Raw genomic sequence first — 24,720 nt, 5'->3', positions numbered from 1 at the left:
CGACGGCACTCAGCATTGGGCTGGAAAAGCCCGGTCGCCTTCGAACGGAAAGTGGCCTAAACGAGCACCTGGAGCGGCACCAAACCGCGACAGATCCATTCCTCGGAAAAAAATCGAGGAGGACATGTGTGATCTCTTGGAGAGAGTGACACCTTCCGAACAGATTCTGAAGATTGCAGAGGCGATGATCGGTGACGTCATCGAGGTCCAGCAGGCCGAGATGCTGCAAGCAGCAAAATCAGCGTCAAAGGAGATGGAAAAACTTGAAGCTTACATCTCGGCCTTGGTCGACCGAATTGCCACAACTTCGGAAGCAAACCTGATCGAAACATACGAGAAGCGCTTGCTTGAGTTTGAGGGTCAGAAGCCGTTTTTGGCAGAGAGGATTGCTGTCTTGAAGACCCGAGAAGGGCAGCAAAGCGAAAGTATTGAACTCGCGATGAAGCTCTTGACAAGCCCTTGTAAAATATACAAAAAATGGGACTATAGAGTTAAGCGCTTAGTCGCGAAACTGACCTTCGAGGGCCCCGTCGAGTATAGCAAGAATGGAGGTTATAGAAGTCCAAAATTATCCTTACCTTTCAAGGCTTTAAGCGAGAAATCTGCTCCGTTTTGCAGAATGGTGCCTCCACACGGTTGTTATGTTCCCGTTGCAGGCACCTCGGCGATGGTTCGCGTCAGCAAAACAAAGGATATCGGCATGGACCACCCGGCGTCAACAGGCACCGATCTGGTCAACGATGTCGGAAGGGCACTCAACAGCCCGCAGGCGGTCCCTCATGGCATGCCTGAAGCCGTGCATGGTGATGTCTTCGCCTCCGTTCGTTTTCATCCATTTGTTCAATGCGGCACTGGCGGCGTTCGAGTTGGTCGTCTTGGCCTTGTTGTAGCGCGGGAAGGCGAACTTGGACCCTCCGCCTTGCGACAGGATCCTTTCGGCTGCCCAGAGGGCTTTTCCCTCGAGTGGGACGATGCGTTCGCTGCCCTTCGTCTTGAGCCGCCGCCATGGATGTGGACGCACATGGGCGACCAGAGCGCCGCTGGCGTCGCGTTGGAAGTCAGCCATCGTCATGCCTGCAGCTTCGGCAAGGCGCATGCCCGTGTCCGAGACCAAGGCGACGAGCCAACGAAGATCATCGTCCAAATTGAGACATTCCTGCTGAAGCTTCCTCAGGACAGGCATGGGCACCGCTTGGCGGTCGGAGACACCGGCCTCCCGGTCGTAGTATACCCCGGCGAAGGGGTTCGTCATCGTGATGCCCTGCTCGCTGGCTGCGAAGTTGATGATCGACCGCACGGTGCCGAAGACCCGCGTCATGCTGCTGCCAGCGAGACCGCGCTCGATCAGGCTGTCACGGAAGGCGTTCGCGTCAACCCGCGTGTAGGCGTCGAGGGGCTTGTCGCCACAGGGGCGTCGATGACATAGCCCGAAGCTCTCTCGGCGGCGCGATGGAAGGCGTCGGGGCGATTGTTGCCCTTGTGCTTGAGGTAGAGCGCCATGCTTTCGGAAAGCGTGATCGTCTCTGAGACCGCTTCGACCCGTGGGGCAGGTGTTGCCTTCGATGCCGCCCGAGGATCTCGCTGAAGCCGAAGCATGTGCTTGCCCGGCAATTCCTTCGACTGTGACAGAAGATGGAACCAGTACTCGTCAAGTTGACAAGCCGCGCGTCTGGCTCTGGCCTCGGCAATCCGGACGGATCTCGTACGAAGCGAAAAAGCGATGCGGGGCGAAGTGTAGTGGCTCTTCAGCTCGGTCGGTATGCGACGGCTGAGGTAGAAGATCCCTGATTTCACAAAGGTGAACGAGGGGCAAATGGTCTCCGACATGGTCTACAGCTCCAAGCAGTTGCGAGAAGCTTAAGCGAAACCAATGTCTTACCGAAGTTTACGGTGCCCCCACACGGCGCACCCATTTTGGCAGATTATTCAGTGTTTTCAAAGCCTACGTGCCACACGCGGATAGACTCGCCGAGCTATGCAAATCAATGACATACGAAGAGGGTGCCCCACGACACGAAAAGCCATCCTGCCCATCCACCGTGCCGCCCGGGCACACCGCCATACCGAAGAGGGCGGACGAGACAGGCAAAAAATGTGCATTCACTGTGCCTGCGCGGGCGGGTCGCCAGTGTTGAGGAAAGCGGCCCTTCATGGGCGAGATTCACCGGCTCTCTTGCTGCACCAAAAATCAAGGTCAGCAACGCGCAGTAAGCGCTCTTTGCAAAGTCGCAGCCATCACCTAGGACGACCGGCCCAAAGCCGACCTTCGTACCAGGCGCGGCACACGGCCGGTCCCAGCCCGTCCTTATAGCTGGCGGCCGTCGAACATTCAAAATGCGGCACTGTGGCGACCAAAAATCGGTTCGCCAAGCAGAGTACGAGTGGCTCCCCAAACAGACTGTGGGATCAGGTGGAGGACATGCGAGACGGGGAAGCAAGGTGCCAAGATTTAGCAAGATCGGCGCGCTGTTCCCCTTTTCACCCACTTGAATGCCCGATAAGGAGGTGTAAATCTATTTCTGATAGCATTTTTGCAAATACATGCAAAAATCAGACCGAAAGCAGTCACCTCATGCTGATCGAGTTCTCTGTTGAAAACCATCGCGCCTTCCGAGAGAAGCAGACCTTCTCCATGGCGGCCAGCGCTACGACCGAGCGGGCGCATGTGGCAAAAACCGGCTTTTCAGTCGCTCCTTTCGCACTGCGCGAAGCATGCCTTTTCGGAGCAAACGGGTCGGGAAAGTCATCTTTGATCGACGCCATGGCCTTTGTGTCCCGCTTCGTGCGGACTTCGTTCCGCAATGAGGCGGGACAGGGCACTGGGGTAGAGCCGTTCCTGTTTCACAGCGACTGGCGCAAAAAACCCTCAGAGTTCGAGGTGCTCTTTATCAACGGAAACACATTCTACCAGTACGGCTTTGCCTTGACGAAGGAGCGTGTGGTGGAAGAGTGGCTATTTGCTCGTCCCAAGAGCACCGGCCGTCAGCGGGTTTTGTTTACCCGCACCTACGATGCAGAAAGCGAAAGCTATGACTGGGATATAAGCCCTGTACATTTGAAAGGTGAGCGCGACAGTTGGAAGTCTCAGACGAGGCCCGACGCGCTATTCTTGAGTACAGCGGTACAGTTGAATGCCGAAGGGTTGAAGTCGGCGCACGAATGGTTGGCGAAACACCTGCGCATGTTTTCGATGTCTGGAGAGGCGCGGCCGGGATATACTCCCACCCGATTTGAGGAAGCCGGATGGAAAGAGCGCATCATCTCCTTTCTGAAACAGGCGGATATCTCGTTGCAAGACATAGAGGTCGATGAGAGCAGCCTCGTCGATCATACGAGCTTTTCACGACTCCCAGAGCCCATACAGGCGGCGATCCGCGAGGGTTCTCCCGAGGCCAAGGCCTACGAAGTGCGGTTTGTGCGCAAGGACGATCAAGGGGCAAGCACACCACTCCCTCTTGAGGAAGAGTCCTCCGGCACACGAGCCTTGTTCGAGTTAGCAGGGCCTGTCCTCGATGTGCTGGATAATGGCTGGACCGTGGTCGTAGATGAGTTGAACTCCGGTCTGCATCCGCTGGCTTTCCAGCACCTGATTGCTATGTTCTGCGACCCGAAGCTCAACCCGCATGATGCACAACTGATCTTCACGACCCATGATACTTCGGTCACAGAGCAGGGCAGCGTTGGTCGAGATCAGATCTGGCTCGTCGAAAAGGGGCGCGACTTGGCGGCGCGGTTGACACCCTTCTCGGATTACAAGACGCGCGATGCGCGACCGTTCCAGAAGGGGTACCTACAAGGCCGCTATGGCGCTGTGCCCCGGCTGGGGGGATAGGCGCGATGGCACGTTCACGCCGACAGCCGAAATCCCGCAAGGACCTCAAACGTCGAGCAGCTTTCCGGCAGGAACGCGACCGGGTGCTGATCGTTACTGAAGGATCAAAGACTGAGCCAGAATACTTCCGGCGCCTGATCCAAGAACTCGGGCTGACGACAGCCAAGGTTGTGATCGTAGGCGATGGAGGATCCGCACCAATCAGCGTTGTCGAGGATGCGATAACGCGGCTCAAACAGGATGACGACTTCGAGCAAATCTACTGCGTCTTCGACCGGGACCGGCACGCCAGCTACGAACAAGCATTGCAGACGCTCAGTGGGTTGGCTGGAAGAAAAAGCTTCAAGGATAAGGTTGTCTTAGCCATACCCTCAGTTCCTTGTTTCGAATTGTGGTATCTGCTGCATGTTTCAGCATCCCGAAAACCATACGAAGCTGCAGCGACAGGCGGCTCTCCTGGACAGGCTCTCTTGGCTGATCTGTGCAAACAGAACGAATTCAGTGACTATGAAAAATCTGGCTGCGACACTTTCTTCGAAACGATCGGGCCACATCGAGAAACCGCGATCCAGCGAGCGGAATCGTTCCTCAAGGCTGCAATTGACGAACAGGCTCAAGAGTATTTCGAAAACCCATCAACCCGTGTACATCTGGTTGTCAGAGGGCTTCAGGAAATCGCGAAGCAGCAAGTAAGCGAGGCATCCTAAAGCTTCTGACTGTCGGCATCTTCAGGCGAGCTGATAACAATGTCCTAATCCCTACTACAATGAAACTCATTGGTTGGAGGCCACTTCTGTCTGCCTCGAATCATGGTAAGTCCACAGTTGCACTAAAGTGGGTTTGCAAAACCGCATGGACCAAGTGCGACTTTTCAGGCAACCGAGGTTGGAACATGACAGAGGCCGCTTTATGCGTGTTTCTACCGTTCGTTCAAGGTGCGGCGAACGTCAACTCCCCGCCCGTCCTGCAGGAGCAGTGAAGGCTGAGCACAGGCGCGGATCGCTTCCACTTCGGGCTGACTGTGGCCATCGATACGCTCTGACTGCGGCCATCGGGGAAATCGACAGCCGGTGCCGATGCGCCGTGAATCAATCACTGCGGCGCTGCAAGGCAGTTGCGAGCCCAAACTGACCGATGCCGCTCCCAAGCGCGAATGTCCACGACGCGCAGAAAGCAGACTTTGCAAGACCCAAATATTGGCCCGCTTCCGCTAGTAGAGAAAACTCATGAGTATTCTGGCTCCGATCCGAGCATGACTACGTCTACAAGGTTGCGAGCGAGGCAGTTAGCTGTGATGCTGTGTGGAAACTTGTATAAAAGCAAAGCACACTTCCATGAGCTTCACAGACGCACTAAAAACCCGACAATCTCTCATCGACAAAATTGGGCACGACGAGGCGTATCTTTGCCTTGCGGTCGCGCTCTTCATCGAAGAGCCAGACGTCGACTCGTTGGCGAGTGAAGGTCTTACCGAAGGCGGAAACGATAAAAAAATCGATTTCATCTATCACGATCCGAATTCGAAGCGTTTGGTCTTCGCCCAAGGCTATATGGCGAAGAAGCCGAAAGACGAGGCCCCGAGCAACAAAGCTTCAGACTTAAATACGGCTTGTGCTTGGCTTCTGTCTGGCGACCTGACGTCGGTGCCGGAAAAACTGCGGGAAATCATTACAGGCTTCCGCGCGGCGATAGATGCAGGCGAAATTGAATCAATCGACCTTCTATACGTCCACAACCTACCGGAATCAGTGAACGTCACTCGCGAGCTTCAAACAGTCGAAAGCCACCTGCGTACAACGCTCGCGGACGATAGACTTACGGTTCGCTCACATGAGCTTGGTAAGGCTAAGATTGAGCATCTATTTACAGCTCAAGACTCCCACATTGAAGTGATTGACGACATTGGTTTCCCCTGGGAGATTGGCATCACTCAAAAGGGCGACAACTGGACCGCTGGTGTTGCGACGGTTGAAGCAAACTGGTTGCATGGTCTCTACGAGAAATACGGCGACAAGCTATACAGTGCTAACTACCGTGGATTTCTCGGTGCCGACGGTCGAAAACGAGTCAACTCTGGAATCCGTGAAACCGCTGAAAAGGAGCCTAAAGATTTTTGGGCCTACAACAACGGCATCACGGTGCTGACCCTTTCCATAGGCGAGAAGAAAAAGGGTAAAAGGGATTTGCGGGGTGTTTCCATCATCAATGGAGCGCAGACTTCCGGAACCATTGGTTCAATTGATAAATCTAAAACGTCACTCGATGAGGTGAAGCTCCTTTGTCGGGTTATTGAATGCTCTGATCAAGCAACCATCGACAAAATCGTTCGTTTCAATAACACCCAAAATGTCATCACCACATGGGACCGTTTCAGCAATGATGCTGACCAGAAGCGGCTGTCTGACGAGTTTGATGAACTCGGGTACGCTTATTACCGCAAGCGTGGCTTCAATGCTCATGGTGACCAGATTGGAATTGAGCAAGTTTTGCAACCTTTGCTGGCATTTCACGGCCGCCCTACAGATGCGGTTCGAGGTAAGGCACAGCTTTTTGTTCAAGGCCATCTATACCGGAGCGCGTTCGAAAACAAGAAAGCCCGGCACATTTTGCTCGTCTACTCTCTCGCCCGTGCAATCGATAACAAACGGTTAGAGTTAAAGGCTAAATCAAATGAAGGCGCCCTAATCTCGGTCGAGGCCAAGCAGTTGGCGCTTCTGAGGAATCTCAATTTCAAACCGTTCCTCATTGCCGCCATAGCTAACAGTCTCGAAACCGTTGTCGGCACTTATTGTGATCCTCTGACGGTCAGCTTCAAACCAGCCGCCACCAAGGGCACAGTATTGACCGATCTCTCAGCGAGATGGCTGCCAATCGTAGAAGCTGTGCTTCCCCTTCTCACAGCCATCGTCCAACCAGAAACATTCTTCAAGAAGCTTAGCTCAGAAGAAGATTTTCTGAGCCAAACCAAAGCTCAGTTGGACGCCATGCTCGTCGCAACCGGGCAACCAGAAAAGTGTTCCGATTTTTCATCGATGGTGGCTTCAACCTGAGCTTCGGCGATTGCTGTTCTGTGTGACGCAGGTCCGAAACCATCTTCTTCGTCGGCATCTCAGCAGTTGGCCATTGTTTCGGTCATCAGTTGCGATCCCACTTCCTTGGGAGACGATTGTGTCTGCTCTGGGCTGACAGCGGACGAATTCACCCGCAGCGAAGGACCAGCTCAGACGCGGGAGTTTGGGCTCGAAGGAGACATGCGTCGCTGCGGCCTGTCCCTTCGTCTTGGCGCGCCAGGTTTGCGGGCACTGACGGCCCTCTCCGGACATTCCGCATTCAGCCCAACGCTGCGTTGCAGCTACCCAGAAACGGCCATTCAGGGCATCAAGTAATATGCCTGGGCACGCCAAAGTCCGTAGTACGGACCAAGGCGGACGGTTAGACTAGCTAAGCTCATCCCCGTCCGTATCAAGCGCATCCCGTACATGGACCTTCAACGCATCCATAGCGAAGCGTTCCAGATCCTCAAAAAAATCAGAAGGTAACATTCTTGCCCTAACGGATCGGCAAAACGCAGCAGTAGACAAGAACACGGCGTAGTGCGCATTTTGATAATGGCCCTGAAGTCTTTCAAGTTGTCCTTCAGAAGGCGCATTGAATGCATCCCATGCATAATATGAACCATGAACAATTTCTGATCCAATGTCGTAGATCATGGCCTCCACCCCAGCGAACAGGATGCCTGAAGTCCTATCTTTGGCTGAAATTGCACTGATCATCTCGGCACGAGTTTCCAGAAAGCACGGCCTGACATTTTTTGAACCGCCAAACATGTTCATGGCCTCGATCACCTTGGGATGTTTTCGGTCAATCCGCTGCGATTTGGAAATATTCACCTGCACATCCCCCAATGCAGCATGCTGTGTCTGGCTTCGAACTGTCTTGTAAATTGAGTGCAGCGCAGCTCTATTGGCTCGCGCACCGCTGTCAATAGAGCAAAAGGCGCCCAAAAGAAAAGTTTCATAAACTCCCCTAGATAGAAGAACAGATTCCCTAACTTGCACACTGATATTCTCAGTCAGAGATAGTATTGAAGATATTGAATTAATGGCGGAAAGAACGTGCGATCCGACCACGCGATGCTGAGTCTTTAATTCTTCGCAGCAACTCTCATATCCATGCAAAGATATCAGCAAAGATGCTCGGTTCAGCTTAAGAGCAAGTTCGTTGAGGGCAGCATGATCTCGTTGGTGTTGTGAGTTTGTGAAAGTTTCAAAGCTAATTTTTTCAACCACCTGCGCCCAATCCGTAAGTTTGCCATTCGGAGCACACCCATAGGAAATCTTCTAATGGGAAAGGCACCGGGTTGCCAGTGACCTGCTCCCCGTAGAGACCGCGTTCTTTAGTTCGCAATGTTCAGGGGAGCAGGTGACCCTCCGTGAAGACCGCGCAACAGACAGCTTCACCAGAACAGATTCCGATGAGTTCGATAGAGCGAAAGACGTCACTCTGGGATTCTTGGGGCTCTCCAGCGAGCAACGATCACGTCGCCAATCTTGCCCGCCCGTGCTTCGATGCTCTTTTCCGTCCAGTCATCGGCCTTCGCAACCATGCGGTTCAATGCAAGCAGGGAACCGGCCAGTTTCTCACGCTTCTTCTCCCATCCGGCATTGCCCAAGCTGGGATTCAGTGCGCCGGTGATAAGGGTAAGGTTGCCCAACGTATCCACCGATTGCGCGCGGGCTTCGACCAAAGCCTTCATGGCATCATCCATCGGCACACCTGCAATCATCGCTTCGAAACTTGACTCGTGCGAAGCTGTCCTTCCATCGCCAAGAGGCCAGTTTTCGGCCCACTTGCGCGGCAACACATGCTCGATGGTCAGGTTTGATGTTGCGACGGTCACTTCGTCGAACTTGTCACGAAGGTCATATTCCACGTTCTGAAGGATAAAACGAAGCCGGGGGGTCGGAATTACCGCATACGCTTTGCGGCGAAGCACTGCTTCCTTCACTTGTGCATCGGTGGGCATTTTCGATATGTCGCCCGTCATCAACGCCATGTGCTTACTGAATGCGTCGAACGCTTCCGGCGCAGACTTGGCGGCGCGGATAAAGCTCGTTGTGACTTTGTTATAGTTCTTCGTCGTGAGGCCGCACAGTTCGCGGCGCACGAGATAGCTTTCCAGAAGCCCAAGGATGCGCCCTTGCTCGCCTTCGTCGGCCACATTGCTGAGCACCCAAAGCACGAAGGGATGAAACGTAGACAAGTCCCAAATTTTCAAAACATTGGCAGTTCGACGGACAGTCGTACCTTCCTTGGTATCTTCAAGTAGCCGGTAGTTTTTGGCGTGACCGATGAGCACGTCCAGCTCTTCGGCCACAGACGGAAAGGCGCGGTCGCGCGCGTAGTGCTGGTATTCGGTCGCGATCTTGCCGATATTGGCGTCCCTTGCAGTCTCTGCAACGACTGTATGCGCGATAAGGTGGTCAGCACGGGCGCGTTTCAATCTGCCTTGCCGGACTTCTTCGGTCCAAAACGGTTCCTCGAAGAGTTTCCATCGGCCATCGAACAACTTTTCATCATCTTCGCCAAGCCTCCGGGCGCGATGGAAGATGCTGTTACGGATAAGGTCAAAGGGTGCGAGCGGTTTCCCAAGTCCGTTGAGCGACGCGAAGATTTCCTGCGCATCGTCGTTTTCATCCAACTGGATGACGACAATCTGAAATCCAGCAAGGAAGCCTTCAAGCAGTGCGCCCAGCACGGCTTCAGGCTCATCACCTATCTCTACGCGGTCGTCTACGAAAGCGCATATATCCGTCCATAGGTGATGGTAGGCGAGAAGAAGCTTTGGGGTTCCACCTTTCTTAATCCGCCCGGTTCCGTGAAAATATCGCGGTGTGAACGACGCTACGACTTCGGCGTACTCTTCAATCGCGATCTTCTGAAACAATTCACGGTCATACGACGAAGGCCAAAGCTTGAACCGCTCCTTTTCGGCGTCCTTCATGCCCTTATTTTCGTCATTGAAGAGGTAAGTGCTGGTGACTTCGACAAGACTCTTAATGTCGAGCTTGCGAGAAACTTCACGGATTGCGACAAGGACAATTTGAAACGTGGTAATCCGCTGTTGCCCATCGACAAGGAAGCGAAGAGGAACAACGCCGAAAGCTTGTTTCGCCGGTTCGGAATATATGATCGCGCCGAAGTAATGGGGGAGCGGCTTTCGGTCTTCTTCCAGGCGTTCAACGGCTTTGTCGCGCAGGTCGTCCCACAGCTTTGGGATTTGCTTATCCGTGTCCGTTTCCCATTCGTAATGACGTTGGTAAACAGGCACAACCCATTGCTGTCGTTGCCCAAGAACGAAATTCAGATCGTGCGCCTTGGCGTCCATGCGTTGGTACCTTTGGGAAACTTAACGACTACTAGAAGTAGTCTTGGTCCAATATTCGCTCATACGCCACCCCCTAACGGTTGGACTGCCCGACTGAATAGTTCCGCTTGAGCGTTAACGCTTTGTTGATCTTTGATCTATCGGGAGGAACCTCGCCAAGGTGACATCCTGAAGAGCTGCGAGGCGGTACTGTGTGCTCGCGACGCCATAGTTCGATGAGGACGTAGGCCTCACGCCGCATTTCTGAACGTCGGCTTTGGGTCGAGCAAGATGCCTTAACCGCGACTGCAGCGAACGACAGCTCTCCGCCCGACCTGTCGGGAGGCAGACTGCCGAGCTTTCAACGGGCAACTTCCGATTCGGGCTGGTTGCGTGCGTAGAGGTTGGGCATGGGTGCATCAAGTTTCCATCTCAGTGCATTGCCGGATGCGGGCCAGAAGCCCGGTGTGCGCCCACGGGAAGACCGGGCGCATGGCTCGAACCCGGAACGGAATGCCTCAGCTTAGATAGTCCCCCTCGGAGGGATTCGTTGGGCAGGCCCCACTGATCGCTAACTGCGGGCGCGGATCACTGATCCTGCGACGATCCCGCTTTCGGGCTGGCCCCTGGCAAGGCAAGCGGCAGAAGGCTTGTCGGAAACTCGCTCAGCTTCGACATGGCGATGCCTTCCATGATCTCGGTCGTGGCTTTCCGCCCCTTGACCGCGCCGGGCGAGGACGTTCGCGCGTAACTCAGCGCGAAGTCGATCAGTTCTTCTTTGGTGATCTTGCCGTCAGCGAGCATGGCGATCGCCTTGCCAACCCCGGTCTTAATCGCGGAGTGCAGAGTTGCGCGCTCGACCACGCTTTTGAGCAGTTGATACAGCAGCCCGGACAGCGCGGCCGCGATCAGCTCGGTCAGATACGGCTCGAACGCCGCGAGGATGTTGGTCCAGTCCATTTTCGTGTTCCTTCGGTGTGATGCGGCGCGTAGCCGCGTTGAGCGCGAGCCAAAGCCGCCAGTCGGTAATCGGGATCAGCATGCGCGCCCGCGAAAGAGCGCGCGCAGACGGTCGGTGTCATCGTCGGCAGGATCGGGGCGAAGCGGATCGGGCTGGCTCACAGCAGCGCCGCCCAGGTCATCGGCCCGATCACCCCGTCGGGCAGAAGCTCGTGCTGCGCCTGGAACGCAACCACGGCGGCGCGGGTAATCGGGCCGAAGGCCCCATCGACCGTGATGCCGAGGGCATCCTGCGCATCGCGGACATAGTGCCCGGTTTCGCCCTGCCGAAGCGTCGGGCGTGACGGATGGTCTTGCGCGGCGGGCAGATCGACCATGCACGCGAGCACCGCGGCGCGAAACTCGTCTCCAACCGTGACCGGATCGCGGGAGGCCGTCCCGCCAAACAGCGTATAATCGAAATCCCATTTGCCGCGCTGCCAGACGCCCAGGGTCGGCTCGACCTCGGCATGGCTGAGGACCGACCGCCGGGTGACGGCGATCCCATAGAGGCCGCAGAGATGCGCCGTCTCGGCCACCAGCGCCTCGACTTGCTCCGGGCGTACAGGATAGGCCCAGCGTCCCACAGCGCCCCATTCCGCGCTCGCCATCGCGCAGATCGACACGCCGATGCTGCCGGTGTTCAGCCCGCGCGTGTGGGCCGCATAGGTACCGGTCGTCAGGGTGCGGCCCGGGGCGTTCGCCGCGATGGCATGAACCCCGTCATGAACCTCCCCCGAACCGTCGATGATCCGGTGGTAATGCTCGCGGTCCAGGTTGCTTACGGCGTAGCTGCCGCCGGTATGGTGCAGAATGATCCTGTTCATCGGCATGGTCTTCTCCCATGAAAAAGCCCGACGCGATGGCCGGGCGGTATAGATTTGGATGGTGGGTGATGTGACGTCAGCGGTAGAACCAACTCCGAGTTTTCCCGAGGGCTGGGCCGTAGCATTGATGCAGCACGTCGCCGTAGCTACCGGTGAGCAGGAGGTGCTCCGGCAGGCGGACACGCAGATCTTTCCAGCGCAACACGCCACGCTCCCGGATTTGTGGCGGGTCCGCGAAGTAGGCCTGAACCGATGGGCCGTTCGCACCCCTCGCGCCGAGAAACCATTCCACGGACCGCCAGTCGCAATCGCGCAACTTCTCTGCCTCGAGTTCCACCCGAGACCACCCCCCTCCGAGATCTTCGGTCGCCACGATTGCGGCGGGCGTGACGACCGGCCAGATCCTTGTCTCAACCCCCGGGGAAACCACCCAGATCAGGGCTAGGATCGGTGCCATCAACAACCAGATGCGCCCTTCCCTCGCTGCCTGTCTGGTCGCCGCTGTCGCAGCCCTCTCAGTCCTGCTTTTCATGGTTCAGCTTCCCTGCGCCGGCTTCAACGGCGGCGATAATGATCTTTGCGATCGACATTCCGCCCAGGCCGGCCGCGAAGGCGGCGGTGGCATAGGCGCCATCCCCCAGAGGGCCGATGTACCTGTTCATGATCGCGAGCGTGATCGGGGCGAAATACTGCGCGAATATCGCCCCGGTGATGACCGAGCCGATACCGCTCGCGATGCGACGGCGAGCCTCCATCCACCAGCGCACAGCGCCGCCAGCTGCCCCAGCGATGGCGACCTGTCCGGCGGCCCCGGAAAGCCAGGTGAGCCAGAGGCCGAGCCATAGTTTGATGTGTGCCCACAGCTCAGCGAGCTGGGGTATTCTGTCAGGCATTTGCCTTCCTTTCGTGGTGCTGGGGGGCAGGTGCTGGCCTGGACTTGGGCCGTGCGCGCAGAATGGTTACGGAAACTGCGTCAGATCGAGGGTGCGACTGTCGCCGTACCCACGCCCGCCCTCGGCGAAAAACGCCTCGTAGGCCGCAATATCCGCAGCTTCCAACTCGTCGTAGGTCATGCCCGACGCCTCGACGTCGACAAGGTGGTATGCGTAGAGGATGAAGCTCTGCCCGCGATCCGGCGCAAGGCTGTTGAAGGGCGGGATGTTTCCCCACGCCGCTTGATACAGGCCATTGAGACCGCTGTTGCCGTTTGGCGTCCAGCTATCGCCAGACTCGCCTTGCCGCCGCACGCCAAGGCTATTTGCCAGAGCAATCAGAAACAGGTTCGATGACGAAAACGAGGAAGCATTGCCGATGCCGCTGATGAAAAGATTGCTGCCCGACGAGGAGACGCGCTGCACGTCTGTCCAGAGGAACACCGCGTATTCTCGGCTATTATTCGCGGCAAGATAGCTGGTGATCGACGCAGACCCTTCCACGCGCGCTGCGCCGCCGTCTTGGTCGGTCGTGCTGACGACGCCGAGCAGAGCGCCATTCGAGGTGCGCTCAAACGCGCCATAGGGCGCGCCTGAAAATGTGTTGACGAAGGTCGAGGCGAGGCTGGTCTGCGACCCGGAGCCGATCAATTCGGCGGCCTGCTCCCACGCGATGTTGGCGACAGCATCCCCATCGCCCGGCACACCTGCGTCCGTCATGGAGTGCGTGAAGTCGGTAAGGATCAGCGATCCGGGGTTCAGCCGTATGTCGTTGGCGATGACCGGCGCGGAGGTGTCGGTCAGCGTCACGCCTTCGAGTACAATTTTACGGCCCATTTTATTCGTCCTCTTCTAGCCAGTCGAACTCATCGAGTCTGGACTTGATGCAGTTGGCGACGAGCGTGTAGCCCGCCGTGTTGAGATGCGTGTCGTCGCTGCGCAGACTGTCGGGCACACGCCCGATTGCGATGTTGTCGTCATCGGTCGTCGTCGCGGTGATGCCCGCTTCGGTGAGCGCCGCGTAGCTGGCGAGGTATTCCTGCAAATTGACGTACCGCCGCCCGTACTCCGCGAGATATTGGTCGTGCATCGGCTGGCGATAGCTGATCGTGGAGGTTATCGGCCCGGCGACCAGCCATCGCTTTTGCATGGCGTCCATCCATTCGATGATGGCGTTGTTGCGGGCGATAATGGTGGTGGCGTCGTTGTTGCCGTCATTCTCCCCGAGCCAGAGAATGAAAATATCGCCTCTACGCTCCCACGAGGAGGTCCGCATAGGCTCGGGCCGCAGAAGGTCGACCGCATCGCCATCCTCGCTGCGCATGAAGGTGTAGACCCCGCCGGAGTAGCTTAGGGTGCCCTCGACCCCGGCCAGGATGCAGGGGTTCAGGCCACGGTCTTGCTGCAACAACGGCGCAACCCCGCCCCCATCGGTGCCGGTCAGCGTGACAGTCACCCCGCCAGAAGCAGGGATTTGCCAGCCATCCGGGGTGACAAGATAAGGCAGCGCGCCGACCCGCCCGACGATGGTGTTGGACGTTTCGCCGCCGACGCCGAGATTGGTCACGGTCCTGCCCGTCAAGCTCGCCAGCGTGGTCGGGTATGGGGTGCCTCCTGCCCCGGCTGTCAGGCTGTCACCGAGGCAGGTGATGCCCGGACCAGAATAGAAATTGTCAGGCACGGCCAGCGCCTGGGAGATCTGCGAAAGCACCGTGTCGGTCAGCATCCGCTCGATCAGGCCAGAGACCACTCGATCCGTGAATCTCCCATTCGGCCCCACTTCCAGGTCGGTGCGCCGCCCGTCCTGATCGACGAAACCGACACCTACGCCGCTCTCGTCGTAGACCTCTTGGCCGCCGAGCAGGCCGGGGGTGTTCGCCCCGTCGAGCATCGCGCCGACTTTGGACGCAGCGCGCGTGGTTGGCCCCCCATCCGGCGCGGATTCAAGCCAAGTGCGCCGCCCCTCCTCATCGACCACGGCAAAAATCATGCCGCTTTCCTCGGAAACCTCAAGGCTCGGCAGCGCGTCGTCAGCCTTCGCGCCTTGCGCGGCGGTGGCGTATCGGCCCCCGATGTTATCGGCCACGCTTTCCGCGACAGTGCTCGGGGCGAATTTCGCGGTGGTCCCGCCGTTTTCGCTGTCGCGGCCATAGAGCCAGTCGCCGCTGACCATTTCGGCTTTCTGCGGGGCTGCGTCCAGGCCCGACTGCTGAACCGCCCCATCCGCCTTCAAGCCCTGCACTGCCGTGGCGTAGTCGGTGGCCGCCGTTGCCGCGGCGGTTCCGAGCGTCGGCTTGTTTGTCAGATCGTTATAGTCGCCGGTTGCCGCGACCGCCGCCGCTGTGTCCGTAATGTCGAGCACTTCGATAACGGCGAAGTCGGTCTCATGGTCGCCGCCATAGAGAAGGGCGTGGGGCACGGCATAGCGCGTCGAATCTGGAACGTAGTAGGTGGCTCCCGTCGTGCCTGAGAAGCCAAAGGTGAAGCTGAACTCCTGCGCCCCATCCGCAACCGTGGGGTTCATGCCTTCGATGGTAACGTCGGAGAGCGCCGCGCGGGCCCCGCCCAAGTTCTGCATTCGGATCGTGATAAAGTGCCCTGCCGGGTCCGTAGGATCGACTGACCGCGCGAAAACAAAGCGAGCGCGATAGAGCCGCCCGCTTTCGACGGCGATTTCTCGGCGCGGCGCGATGATCTGCAAGCCGCCAACCGCGTCCTCTCCGGTCAAGCGCCACACATCCCCGAAAAGCGTGGTGGTGGCGCGCGCGCCGTTACTGATCGCAGGCCGATTGCTACCCTCGACCTCAGACGAAAAGGCTTCGCCCAATTCCGGGCGGCAGCTGCTCCGTCCGAACACATCTGCGGAGGTGGCGAAGCTATCAAGTTCGGGCGCCCCCGTCAGGTCGGCATATTCTCCAGAGGTCGCGACGGCTTTCAGGCTGGCTGCGTCGACCTTCCCATCCAGCGCGGCCTGCGTTGCGGTCGAGATCGGGAAATCCACCGCCGCGAGATTCGGTAGGTTGTCCAGCCCGAGCTGCGCCGCCGTGACGCCGTGGGGGTTTGCCGTGTCAGTGGTGTGGTCGTTCAGCTCTGACGTGAAATCGGCATCAAGCTCGGCCACCGCCGAGCCGCCAATATCGCCGATGCGCTTCCAGCGGCCCCACGCCAAATACCACGCATAAACCCCCTCATCATCGACGGTCGCGCCATCGTAACCGGTCGCCGTGGAATCGGAATGCGTGCCCGTCGCTGCGCTTCCGACAATCCCGATTACACCCTCTTCGGTAGGCGTGACGCCCTGAAGCGCGGCCCAGCTCGCTTTGCCAAAGACGCCAGACGCCTCAGCCAGCTGCTGTATGTAGTTCGCCCATTCCACGATCTTGCTCGGGTCGGTCTGATGCAAGGGCGTGATGGGGTTGCCCAGCCAGATGTTGGCCGGGGTTTCTGGCGTCGTCATGGGCGCGATCCTTTATGGAATGATCAGGTAGTAGGATGCGGACACAGGCCCCTCCTCACCGTCGTATGAGACGGGAGCGAGCCAATAGTATCCGGTCGGCGCAGCGCTGCTGTTCACGCGGGTCAGCTGAAGATTGTCCACCGATCCGCTAAATGCGGCGTCGGCGCGGACGGTCAGCGTACCCGCAGCGACGGGCGCGGTGATCGTGTCTTGATAGGTGCCCGGCGCAGAGCGAGCGGTTCCAATGGCGTCGGTAGTCCCGGCCAGAACGCCGGTCACTGTGCCCGCGCTGGCGCTCACCACGTCATAGGTCAGCAGGTAATCGGCCCCGGCATCCAGATCGGCGGATTGATCGAGATCCCCGGCGCTGCCAGCCGAATGCGAGGCCACGCCCGAGCCGACCGACCAACCAGCGCCAAGCGAGAGGCCCACCGGGTTGCCGAATGCGCCGTTCGTGACGAGATCTGTGCGGGCTGAACCAACGGTGATCGAGAACAGGCCGGATGCACCAACAGGCACCAGAGATCCGAAGGCGGTCGCGTCCTCGAAATCACCGGTGACGCTGTGGTAAATTCTGATGGCCGATGTTCGGAACGGGGAAGACCCCTCAAAGAAGGCGCGGCCCAGGTCAGCGGTCGCAGACGTGACTGACACGGCATCAGGCGAGACGTATCCCGAGATCGTCACCACGATTGGCGATGCCGGGGAGAGCGCGCCCTTGCTCGACCCGTCCACATTGCGCAGCTGCACCTCGTAGACTCGGCCAACCTCAAGCCCCCGGATCTCGGCATAGGTCGGAGCCGATGCTGCGGCCGTGAATTCCTCGCCGTCCAGCTGACGGGTGTAGACGACCTCCTGCGCGTAAAGCGTGTCCTGCTCGTCCCATTCGACGCGCAGGACGCCGCTCGCGGTCGAGGACGCGGTGACGCCGGAAATGTCGTCGACGCTGATGGTGCTCTCGTCCGTGTCGCTGATCGTGGGCCGCTCTGGCTCCTCCGTAGCGCTATCGAAATCGAAATCGGCGGCGGTGACGCTGATCGCCTCAAGGCTCCAAGCCCCAACGCTCTCCCGCGTCAGGCTGCTGACCTCGAACACGGCATCAATGCCCAGCTCGGCGTGTTGCAGGCGGAAAAACCGCTGACCGATCAACTCATAACCAACCGCGCAGAGCGCCCCACTGAGCTGCCATTCCGCGCGACTGATGGTACCGAGCCGCTTGGCGATACGGATCGCCTGATTGTGGTTGTCCACCATGTAGATCTGCGGCGTGTCACGCTGGGTCTGATCGCCCGACCCGACCACCCACGTGCCCGTCGACCATTCCAGCCAGTCGTTGTCCGGTTCGATGTATTCCGGCACGATCTCGGTCGGCGCCGAACTGCCCGTCTGCCCGGATGTCGCCTGAAGCTCGATGAAGTCGCGCGCCGTCAAGGTGACGGTCGGCTCGATGTAGCGCCCCACCCTAAAGCCAACCTTGCCGTCCAGACCCTCGTACAGAAACAGATCGCAGGCTGCGGCCAGCATGGCGCGTTGTGTCTCGAAATCCTGATCGTCGGACAACGTTCCGTTGATCCGCCACTTTGCGCGGGTCGTGCCGTACAGATCGGTCACGGCCACATCGCAGGCATCCGCCTCTTCGGCCACCTCGTCCCAATCGACCGTCACGCCCATGCGCTCGGTCAGCCACCACGCGACCAGCAGGGCTGCGTTGTCCGTCCAGCCGGTGCTGTCAATGCGTGGGTCGTAGACGGTGTTCAGCCCCCTGAAAACCGGAGAGGACACCCACATCCGACCCGTGGGATAGCGCTCTGCCACCTCGGTGGTCGAAACCCGCTTGCCCCGAAGATAGGTGCAGCCGAGCCCGACGAAGTTATGCGCGGCGGTGATCTCCGTTTCCGAGCCCGGCCCGAATGCGTCGGACAGCAGCGTCGGCGGCAGTTGCCCCAAGTTGCCCGACATCTCTACCATGCGGGCATATCCGCCCGGCGGGTCGGTGATGCACTCGCCGATGCCGTCATACTCAACCGGCAGCTCATCCAGATAGTGCTGCACGAATGCCTCGATGGGGTGCGCGCAATGCACCGTGACCTGATGGCGATACTTGTTCGCCTCCTGGTCAAACCCTAGCACGCCGGATTTCCGCACTGTGCCAAGGCACCATGCCGCGTAGGTGACAGGATTTGTCAGGCTGACCATCGATGAGGATGGCCTTGCAACAGTCGCCGAGCCTTGTAGCGCCGCCGCGACCGCCGCCAGACCGATGCTGACCGTCGCTTGCACCACAATGCCGCCGAAGGCCGTGGCTGCAAAGGCCGCGCCCGAGACCGCACCAGCCGTGAACGTCGCCCCCGCCGTGGCCGCCGCCGTCCCGCCAAGCGCGCCGAAGGCAAAGCCCGCAACCTGGGGCTGGAACACGCGCGGATCGGCCAGCGCAGTCGTCGTGAATAGATCACGTTTCATAGCCTACCCCCCATGCCGCCAGCACCTCGACAGCGCGTGGGGCGCGGAAGGCCACGCCTTGGTCCATGTGGGTCGCCCAGTGCTCGCCGGTCCAGATCCCGCCAAAGGCCCAGCGGTCACCGGCATAGCGATACACGCCGATATCCCCGCGCCGCATGGCGCAGTCAGAGCGTGGCAAGCCGCCGATGGTGTCGAGACAAGATGTGATGCAGGCGACCGGATCACGCAGATAGCCCGTCTCGCGCTGACACTCGCCCCGAGTGGCGTACATACCGCGTACATGCGCCGCCGGGTCGCGCCCGGTCACCACCTGCACCCAATCGGCCAGGACTGTGCAGCAGTCGTGCTCGCCCCAGACGAACGGCATATGCGCCCAGCGGTTCAGCTCCCGAAACAGCGGCTGCATCGGGATAATTTCAGGATTGATCTCCGTCATCGGAACATCGGGTTTCGTTGGAAATCGGTGCTGGGCTTGAACTCGAGCGATGGATTCGCCACCCCGCCAAGCAGCGTTGCGTGCCCCTCCGTGTTCATCGCGATACGCCGGGCTGTCCTGCGCCCCTCGCTCCACGCCTCAAACCCCATGCTGATCGACCGCTCCACCGCACCGGACAGGCTGAAGGTCAGCGTCCGCGCCGTGCGTCGGCACCATTGCAGCGGTGCGATGCTCGGGCGGTAGAACTCGCCCAGGTGGCACAGCGGCTGCACGAAGAAATCGACGTTCTCGCCGTCGATGTAGTCCGCGCCCTGCTCTCTCAGAGAGGTGATCAGGCTGCCCGCCGCCGGGTCTTGAAAATAAGCCAGCGTTGCGGTCCCAGCCGGTGCCACACCATTGATGGCGCTCTCCATGCTTTCGACGCTGAACATCTGCGAGCCGTACCATTTGCGGCCCAGCGTGTCCGTGAACACCGCGTCGGTCCCGATGATGAGCCGCACCACGCCATCCGGGGTGTCGATGCTCATCAGGTCAAGGATCCCGATCCGGTCATCGCGCGGATCGAAGGTGGAGGGGAAAAAGCTCATCGGTTCAGCACCTCGCGGAAGGTGATGCTGAACGAGCTGCGGTTCAACTTGCCATATGGCGCTGCCCCGGCCAGATCGTCATCGACCTCGAACAGTCCCGTCGCGAGACAACTGACCAGGTCATTATCAGCGATATCAGCGCGCAGCGGCATCTGGACGCCAAGGCGATACTGTTCGCCTCCGATCGGCTCCACGCTGACAACACCAAACGGCCAGTCACCGATGCTCATGATCTGCCCCGGCACCGGGACGAGATCAGCCTCGCTGCAGCTCACCGTCACGCTGGTGTCGCCCGCGGATGCCGCTTCCGCTTCAAGATACACATTCGGCGCGAACCCCATGCCCGTTGCAAACGTCTCTCCGGTCGAGAAGGGGACGCCACCCGTCACCGCTGCTCTGCCCAGCAGAACGGGCGCGTTAAAGCCCAGCGGGTCGAACATGTAGATCCTGTAGGCGCCGACCCGCCCTTGCGCCTGCCAGCGGTGCGCGCGCCAAGAGCGCAAAAAATCATCGCGCATGGTCATCTCGAGATTGCCGACCCAGCGCGGAAACTGATTCATCACAACCTGGGTATTGCCGTCCGTAAGACCCGCCTCCGGCGCCCCGCGCCAGTCGATGTCCCAGTCGATGGATGTCATCCGCATCAAGGATAGCGGCAGGGTGACGATTGTCCGGTTCAAACCCCCCGCTCCCGCTGCTGCGCCGCGCGCTTGGTGAAGTTTCTGCTGGTCGCGCGCGCGATACCTGCGGCAGACTGCGCCTGCTCAACCCGCACGCGCGCCATGATCCGGCCATCGTCGGTAAGCGTCAGATCACCGCCGGACAGCTGCAGACCACCCTGCCCCCGCCCTTCAGACGCCGCCCCTGAAGACGCTCCGCCAATCGAGCCTCCATCTGAAAACTTCGGGATACGACGGTTGCGGATGTCTTCCATGAAGGACTCGCCGTAGAAATCCACGGCCGACGCCGGCTGCATGAACTCGCCTCGCGAGACCAGGGCCAGAAGATTGTCCTGCCGCTTGCCCCCATGCCCATCGAGAAGGCCCGTGGCGCGGCCCACATCATCAAACCCACCGCCCGCGGCGCGCTTCGGCACATCAACAGAAGCGTCCCCGGACGTCCCGCCACCGAAGACTCCCGAGATCAGCGTCGACAGGAACCCTCCGCTGCCGTCAACGCCCGAAACAAGGCCTTGCAACTGCTCCGCAATCATGTCCCAGACCGGGTCCGTCGCCATCGACCAGAGCGTGTCGATGACCCTGCTGCGCAGATCCTCCCAGAACGCCTCGATGCCGCCGTTCCCGGGCTTCAGGTTGTCCATCAGGCTGCTCACGCTCTGCTTGTACTGCTGCAGCTCCTCGTCAAGAGCCTGCTGGGTCGCCTGTGCGCTCTCGCCAGAGCGGCTGGCCTCCTCCTGGGCGGCGGCGAGCCGCCCCCAGGCTGCGGCCTGCTCGTCGATCGTCTGACGCAAGGTCTGCCCATCGGAAGTCACCACCTGGTCGAGGTCGAGCCCGGCCTGCTTCGCCCGGTTCAAAGCGTCTCGCTGAAACGTCAAGCGGGCGATGTCCTCGACCGACTGCCCGGTCAGAGCCGCCTCGAACCGGAGCTGATCAAGCTGCTGCTCGCCAACCGCGATCAGATCCCGCAGCGTGCTGGCGCGCTCCTCGGCGGCAGCGGCGGCCTGCTGGTCACGCTCGGCGGAGGCCCTGGCGCGATCGCCTACGCCTTGATCGAAAGCCCCGAGAATCGAGGCATCATCCACCCTGTTCAGGCCCTGCCACTCCTGCCGCAACGAACTCGGATCCCGGCCGCGCCGGTCAATCAACCGGTCCGCCATCTGATCCTGAAGGCCGGGGGAAAACAGTTCCGACCCCGTCAGCCCCATCTCATCCATCAGGCTGCGCAGCGTCGATGACACGATCTGGTAACGACCAACGGCGGACGAGCCCGCGCCATCCCCGTACATCGCGCGGTTCTCTGGCGTGCGCATCTGATCCTGAAGGGCCAGAACATCGTTCAGCGACATCGCAACGAGGTTCACATCGCCGCCAGTCCAGCGGCCATAGTCCAGCGTCTCGTTGTATTTGCGCCCCTTGTCCGTGCCTTCAGCGTATCCGATCAGGTCACGCAGGCCACTCTTCGCGGCAGCAGTGGCGCCAACGCCAAAGGCCCGGCTGTCGGACCCGGAACGGCCCTGCTGATACTGCTCGTAAGTGCGCTTCAAACGGTCGATCTCGTTGGCCGCGTCCTTGGCGCTGTCTGCCGTCTCGTCAAAAGGCCGTTCGGCGGCTATGTCGCGGCTAGTTTCAAGTAGCTCTTTCTCGCGCTCGCGAAGCCCTACGACGTCCTTTTCCGCCGCCGCGAGCCCCTCTGCGTTCGCCCTGAAGCCCTCCAGCTGCTCCTGACGAAGTTGACGCCCGGCGATGATCGCCTCATCCATGACTTCCAAGAGAGAGCCGTAGGCTGAACGGATTTCAGCCTCCCCCTCCGCCATGTCGATTTCGTTTATCTGCTCCGCAAAGAGGCCAGTCGCGGCAGCGACGTCACGGACCCCTTTCAAAGCATCGCTGTCTGAAAGCTCCCCGGTTGCCGCAAGGATTTCCTCCAACCCGTTGCGAATTTCCTCAACGCCCGAGCCAACGCCCTGAACCTTCGTGAATGCAGCCCAAAACTCTTGCCCGGACACCTCCATGCGGGATGCCTGATCCGCCATCTCCGCAAGGTCGGTTAGAAAACGGTTCCTAGGGCCCTCAGGCAAACCTGTTTGCAAATTCGTGCGAAACAAAATGCGGTATCGAGCCGCGAAATCGTCAAATCCGTCGCCATCGAAAAATGCGCCACTCATACTTTTTTGCGCACGGCGCAGCTCGCGTTCGGCATCCTCAATCGATTGCGCAAGCGCGGCCCTCGATTGGGTAAGCATGGCTTGGGTAGCTTCGGATACGGCCCCGCCCAGACCCTTTTGTTCTTCAGCCGCCCGCTTAGACGCCTCTTGGTACGCGTCCAGCGCATCGGCGGCTTTCGTGGCGGCTGTATCGGCACGACCCACGGCATCCGCTGCAACATCGGTGTCGATCCCGAATGCAACCAAAGACGCCGCCGTGATCGCCAAGGACAGAGGCCCGCCCATAATGCCGGTCAACACACGCGCGGCCACGCCAAGCCGCGTCAGCGGCCCAACGGCCCGGCCCGCCGCTGTGCCAGTAACAGCAACGGAAGTCGCTAGCTCAATCATCGCGGCGCGCATTGCCACGCCCTTGGCTATGACGAGCCCCATTCCCTTCAAGGCTAGGTACACCGTCAGAGCCTGACCGACGCGCTCGGCGATCTCTTCGACCTCCGCGAAATTCTCGGTCAGATAGCGCAGCGCCTCGGTCAGACGGCGCGTGAACTTTTCAGCGACTTCCAGACCGCCGCTCTGCGCGGCCTCAAGCTGCAATGCCTCCCACGCCGCCGCCAGTTCTTTCAGTGCGCCATCAAGCCCGCGCAGGCGCACCTCGGCCTGCTCTTGCGCCGACACTTCGCCAATGGCCGATGCCAGATCCCGAAACCCTGCCGCGCCCTGTTCGGCCAGCGATGCAGCCGTCCGGATCGCATCGGTGCCAAACACGGTTTTTAAGGCATCGAGCTTTGACGCATCATCCAGCCCGGCAAGCCCGTCCTGAAGCTCTTGCGCAATCGACGCCATGTCCTTCATGTTGCCGTTGGCGTCGAAGAACTCCAGCCCGAGGCGCTTCATCACGCCTGCCGCCTTTGCGGACTCAGGGACCAAGCGCTGCAGAAACGTCTTGTATGACGTCCCGGCGTCGGAACCAGACGCAAAGCTTGCTGCGGTCGCTGACAAGGTGGTCAGGAAATCTTCAATCTCGACGCCAGTCGATCCGGCCACGCCGCCCGCTTGCGCGATCGCCAGACGCAGATCGTCAAAGCCAAACTTGCTGGTGAAGGCTGCGCCAGCCAGTCGATCGACAATATCCGGAAGGCGATCAGCGGTCAGGCCGAACTGCTGCATCACATCGGTAACAAGATCCGCCGCAGGCGCGACCTCTGACCCCAATGCGCTGGCCAGCATCACCGAACTGTCGAGGGCACCGCCAAGAATGGCAGAGACCGAAACCCCATTTTTGGCCAGAACCTCGATCGCTTCCGCCGCCTGCATCGCGCTGAACGCAGTGGTTTCGCCAAGACGTTTCGCCGCACCGCCAAGACGGTCGAGATCGTCTTGGCTCGCCTGCGTCGCGGCCTCGACACGCTGCATCATCGCCTGGAACTGCCGACCGGCATCAAGCGAGCCCCGCCCGAATGCCGCAAGCCCGCCAACCAAGGCGGCCCCCCCCATGAAGGTTGCCAATCGCCCAAGCGCAGGCAACTCAGCGGAAACGGCCGCAAGACCACCGCGAAGCTGCCGCGCCGCCAGATCCGTCTCGCGCAGCCCCGCGCTGGCGGGGCGTGTGGCAGTCTGGATGCGCTTCAGGCTCTTTTCACCCGACGCACCTAAGGCGCGCAGATCGGCTTCCAGCTGTTGCTTTCCCGATGCCGACAGGCGGATCTTATAGTCGCGGGTGGATCTGCTCATTTCGTCCTGTCCTGTTCGCGCTGCTTTGCTGCGGCCTCAAGCAGACCGCTTTCCCAATGGGGCAGCAGCAGCGCGGCGATGTTGGTTGGAACTCCCTGCGCGCCCAACAAGGCAAGGCAGGCGGGCATATCGAGCCCGGCATATCCGGCGCCGCCAATACGGCGCTGGTGGAACAGCTCACGACCTGCAACCGAAATGGCCCGGCCCTCAAAGCTGTGTGGCGCGTAAGTGTCTTCAGGGCATGCGC

At 59.7% G+C, this 24,720-nt stretch carries 19 protein-coding genes; 3 read left to right on the top strand and 16 right to left on the bottom strand.

Annotated features, from left to right (window positions below; translation table 11 throughout):
- Positions 1-715 precede the first annotated feature (715 nt).
- Complete coding sequence (locus KO516_RS24305; RefSeq protein ID WP_252737619.1) at positions 716-1,096, bottom strand: tyrosine-type recombinase/integrase; 381 nt, start codon at positions 1,094-1,096, stop codon at positions 716-718.
- Between the two features lie 248 nt (positions 1,097-1,344).
- Positions 1,345-1,827 carry a DUF6538 domain-containing protein gene (locus tag KO516_RS24300; protein WP_252737618.1) on the bottom strand — a complete coding sequence of 161 codons (483 nt, stop codon included), beginning with the start codon at positions 1,825-1,827 and terminating at the stop codon, positions 1,345-1,347.
- 745 nt (positions 1,828-2,572) lie between these two features.
- Here KO516_RS24300 and KO516_RS14400 point away from each other — a divergent pair.
- From KO516_RS14400 to KO516_RS14390, 3 genes are all read left to right on the top strand, one after another.
- Positions 2,573-3,832 (top strand): ATP/GTP-binding protein, encoded by a 1,260-nt coding sequence (locus KO516_RS14400; RefSeq protein WP_216004483.1) that lies wholly within the window; start codon positions 2,573-2,575, stop codon positions 3,830-3,832.
- Between the two features lie 5 nt (positions 3,833-3,837).
- Positions 3,838-4,539 (top strand): RloB family protein, encoded by a 702-nt coding sequence (locus KO516_RS14395; protein WP_216004482.1) that lies wholly within the window; start codon positions 3,838-3,840, stop codon positions 4,537-4,539.
- Between the two features lie 627 nt (positions 4,540-5,166).
- A complete protein-coding gene (locus KO516_RS14390) occupies positions 5,167-6,882 on the top strand; it encodes an AIPR family protein (protein ID WP_216004481.1) in 1,716 nt (571 codons plus the stop codon).
- A 387-nt stretch (positions 6,883-7,269) separates the two neighbouring features.
- Here the strand turns inward: KO516_RS14390 and KO516_RS14385 are convergent, their stop codons facing one another.
- From KO516_RS14385 to KO516_RS14320, 14 genes are all read right to left on the bottom strand, one after another.
- Positions 7,270-8,121: a hypothetical protein gene (locus tag KO516_RS14385; protein WP_216004480.1), complete on the bottom strand. Its 852-nt coding sequence runs from the start codon at positions 8,119-8,121 to the stop codon at positions 7,270-7,272.
- Positions 8,122-8,330: 209 nt separating this feature from the next.
- Positions 8,331-10,220, bottom strand: coding sequence for a DUF262 domain-containing protein (locus KO516_RS14380; protein ID WP_216004479.1), 1,890 nt, complete (start codon positions 10,218-10,220; stop codon positions 8,331-8,333).
- A gap of 567 nt (positions 10,221-10,787) precedes the next feature.
- A complete protein-coding gene (locus tag KO516_RS14375; protein WP_216004478.1) occupies positions 10,788-11,159 on the bottom strand; it encodes a hypothetical protein in 372 nt (123 codons plus the stop codon).
- A 158-nt stretch (positions 11,160-11,317) separates the two neighbouring features.
- Positions 11,318-12,025 carry a peptidoglycan-binding domain-containing protein gene (locus KO516_RS14370; protein WP_216004477.1) on the bottom strand — a complete coding sequence of 236 codons (708 nt, stop codon included), beginning with the start codon at positions 12,023-12,025 and terminating at the stop codon, positions 11,318-11,320.
- A 76-nt stretch (positions 12,026-12,101) separates the two neighbouring features.
- Positions 12,102-12,557 (bottom strand): hypothetical protein, encoded by a 456-nt coding sequence (locus tag KO516_RS14365; RefSeq protein WP_216004476.1) that lies wholly within the window; start codon positions 12,555-12,557, stop codon positions 12,102-12,104.
- Entirely contained in the window at positions 12,541-12,918 is a 378-nt protein-coding gene (locus KO516_RS14360; protein WP_216004475.1) for a hypothetical protein, read from the bottom strand. The genes KO516_RS14365 and KO516_RS14360 overlap by 17 nt, the downstream gene beginning before the upstream one ends.
- 66 nt (positions 12,919-12,984) lie before the next feature.
- Complete coding sequence (locus tag KO516_RS14355; protein WP_216004474.1) at positions 12,985-13,767, bottom strand: hypothetical protein; 783 nt, start codon at positions 13,765-13,767, stop codon at positions 12,985-12,987.
- 28 nt (positions 13,768-13,795) lie between these two features.
- Positions 13,796-16,414 (bottom strand): SGNH/GDSL hydrolase family protein, encoded by a 2,619-nt coding sequence (locus KO516_RS14350; RefSeq protein WP_216004473.1) that lies wholly within the window; start codon positions 16,412-16,414, stop codon positions 13,796-13,798.
- Positions 16,415-16,426: 12 nt separating this feature from the next.
- Positions 16,427-18,874, bottom strand: coding sequence for a hypothetical protein (locus tag KO516_RS14345; protein ID WP_216004472.1), 2,448 nt, complete (start codon positions 18,872-18,874; stop codon positions 16,427-16,429).
- Positions 18,864-19,310 carry a hypothetical protein gene (locus KO516_RS14340; protein ID WP_216004471.1) on the bottom strand — a complete coding sequence of 149 codons (447 nt, stop codon included), beginning with the start codon at positions 19,308-19,310 and terminating at the stop codon, positions 18,864-18,866. Before KO516_RS14340 ends, KO516_RS14345 begins: the two co-directional genes overlap by 11 nt.
- Positions 19,307-19,897 (bottom strand): hypothetical protein, encoded by a 591-nt coding sequence (locus tag KO516_RS14335; RefSeq protein ID WP_216004470.1) that lies wholly within the window; start codon positions 19,895-19,897, stop codon positions 19,307-19,309. The genes KO516_RS14340 and KO516_RS14335 overlap by 4 nt, the downstream gene beginning before the upstream one ends.
- Positions 19,894-20,577, bottom strand: coding sequence for a hypothetical protein (locus KO516_RS14330; RefSeq protein ID WP_216004469.1), 684 nt, complete (start codon positions 20,575-20,577; stop codon positions 19,894-19,896). The genes KO516_RS14335 and KO516_RS14330 overlap by 4 nt, the downstream gene beginning before the upstream one ends.
- Positions 20,574-24,473 (bottom strand): phage tail tape measure protein, encoded by a 3,900-nt coding sequence (locus KO516_RS14325; RefSeq protein WP_216004468.1) that lies wholly within the window; start codon positions 24,471-24,473, stop codon positions 20,574-20,576. Before KO516_RS14325 ends, KO516_RS14330 begins: the two co-directional genes overlap by 4 nt.
- On the bottom strand, positions 24,470-24,720 hold a 251-nt coding region (locus KO516_RS14320), incomplete at its 5' end, for a hypothetical protein (RefSeq protein WP_216004467.1). The genes KO516_RS14320 and KO516_RS14325, both read right to left, overlap by 4 nt.

Origin of the sequence: Citreicella sp. C3M06, assembly GCF_018860705.1 — a bacterium.
Taxonomy (GTDB): Bacteria; Pseudomonadota; Alphaproteobacteria; order Rhodobacterales; family Rhodobacteraceae; genus Salipiger.
The sequence above is the reverse complement of the archived record's forward strand: the minus strand, read 5'-3'. Positions and strand labels throughout refer to the sequence as shown.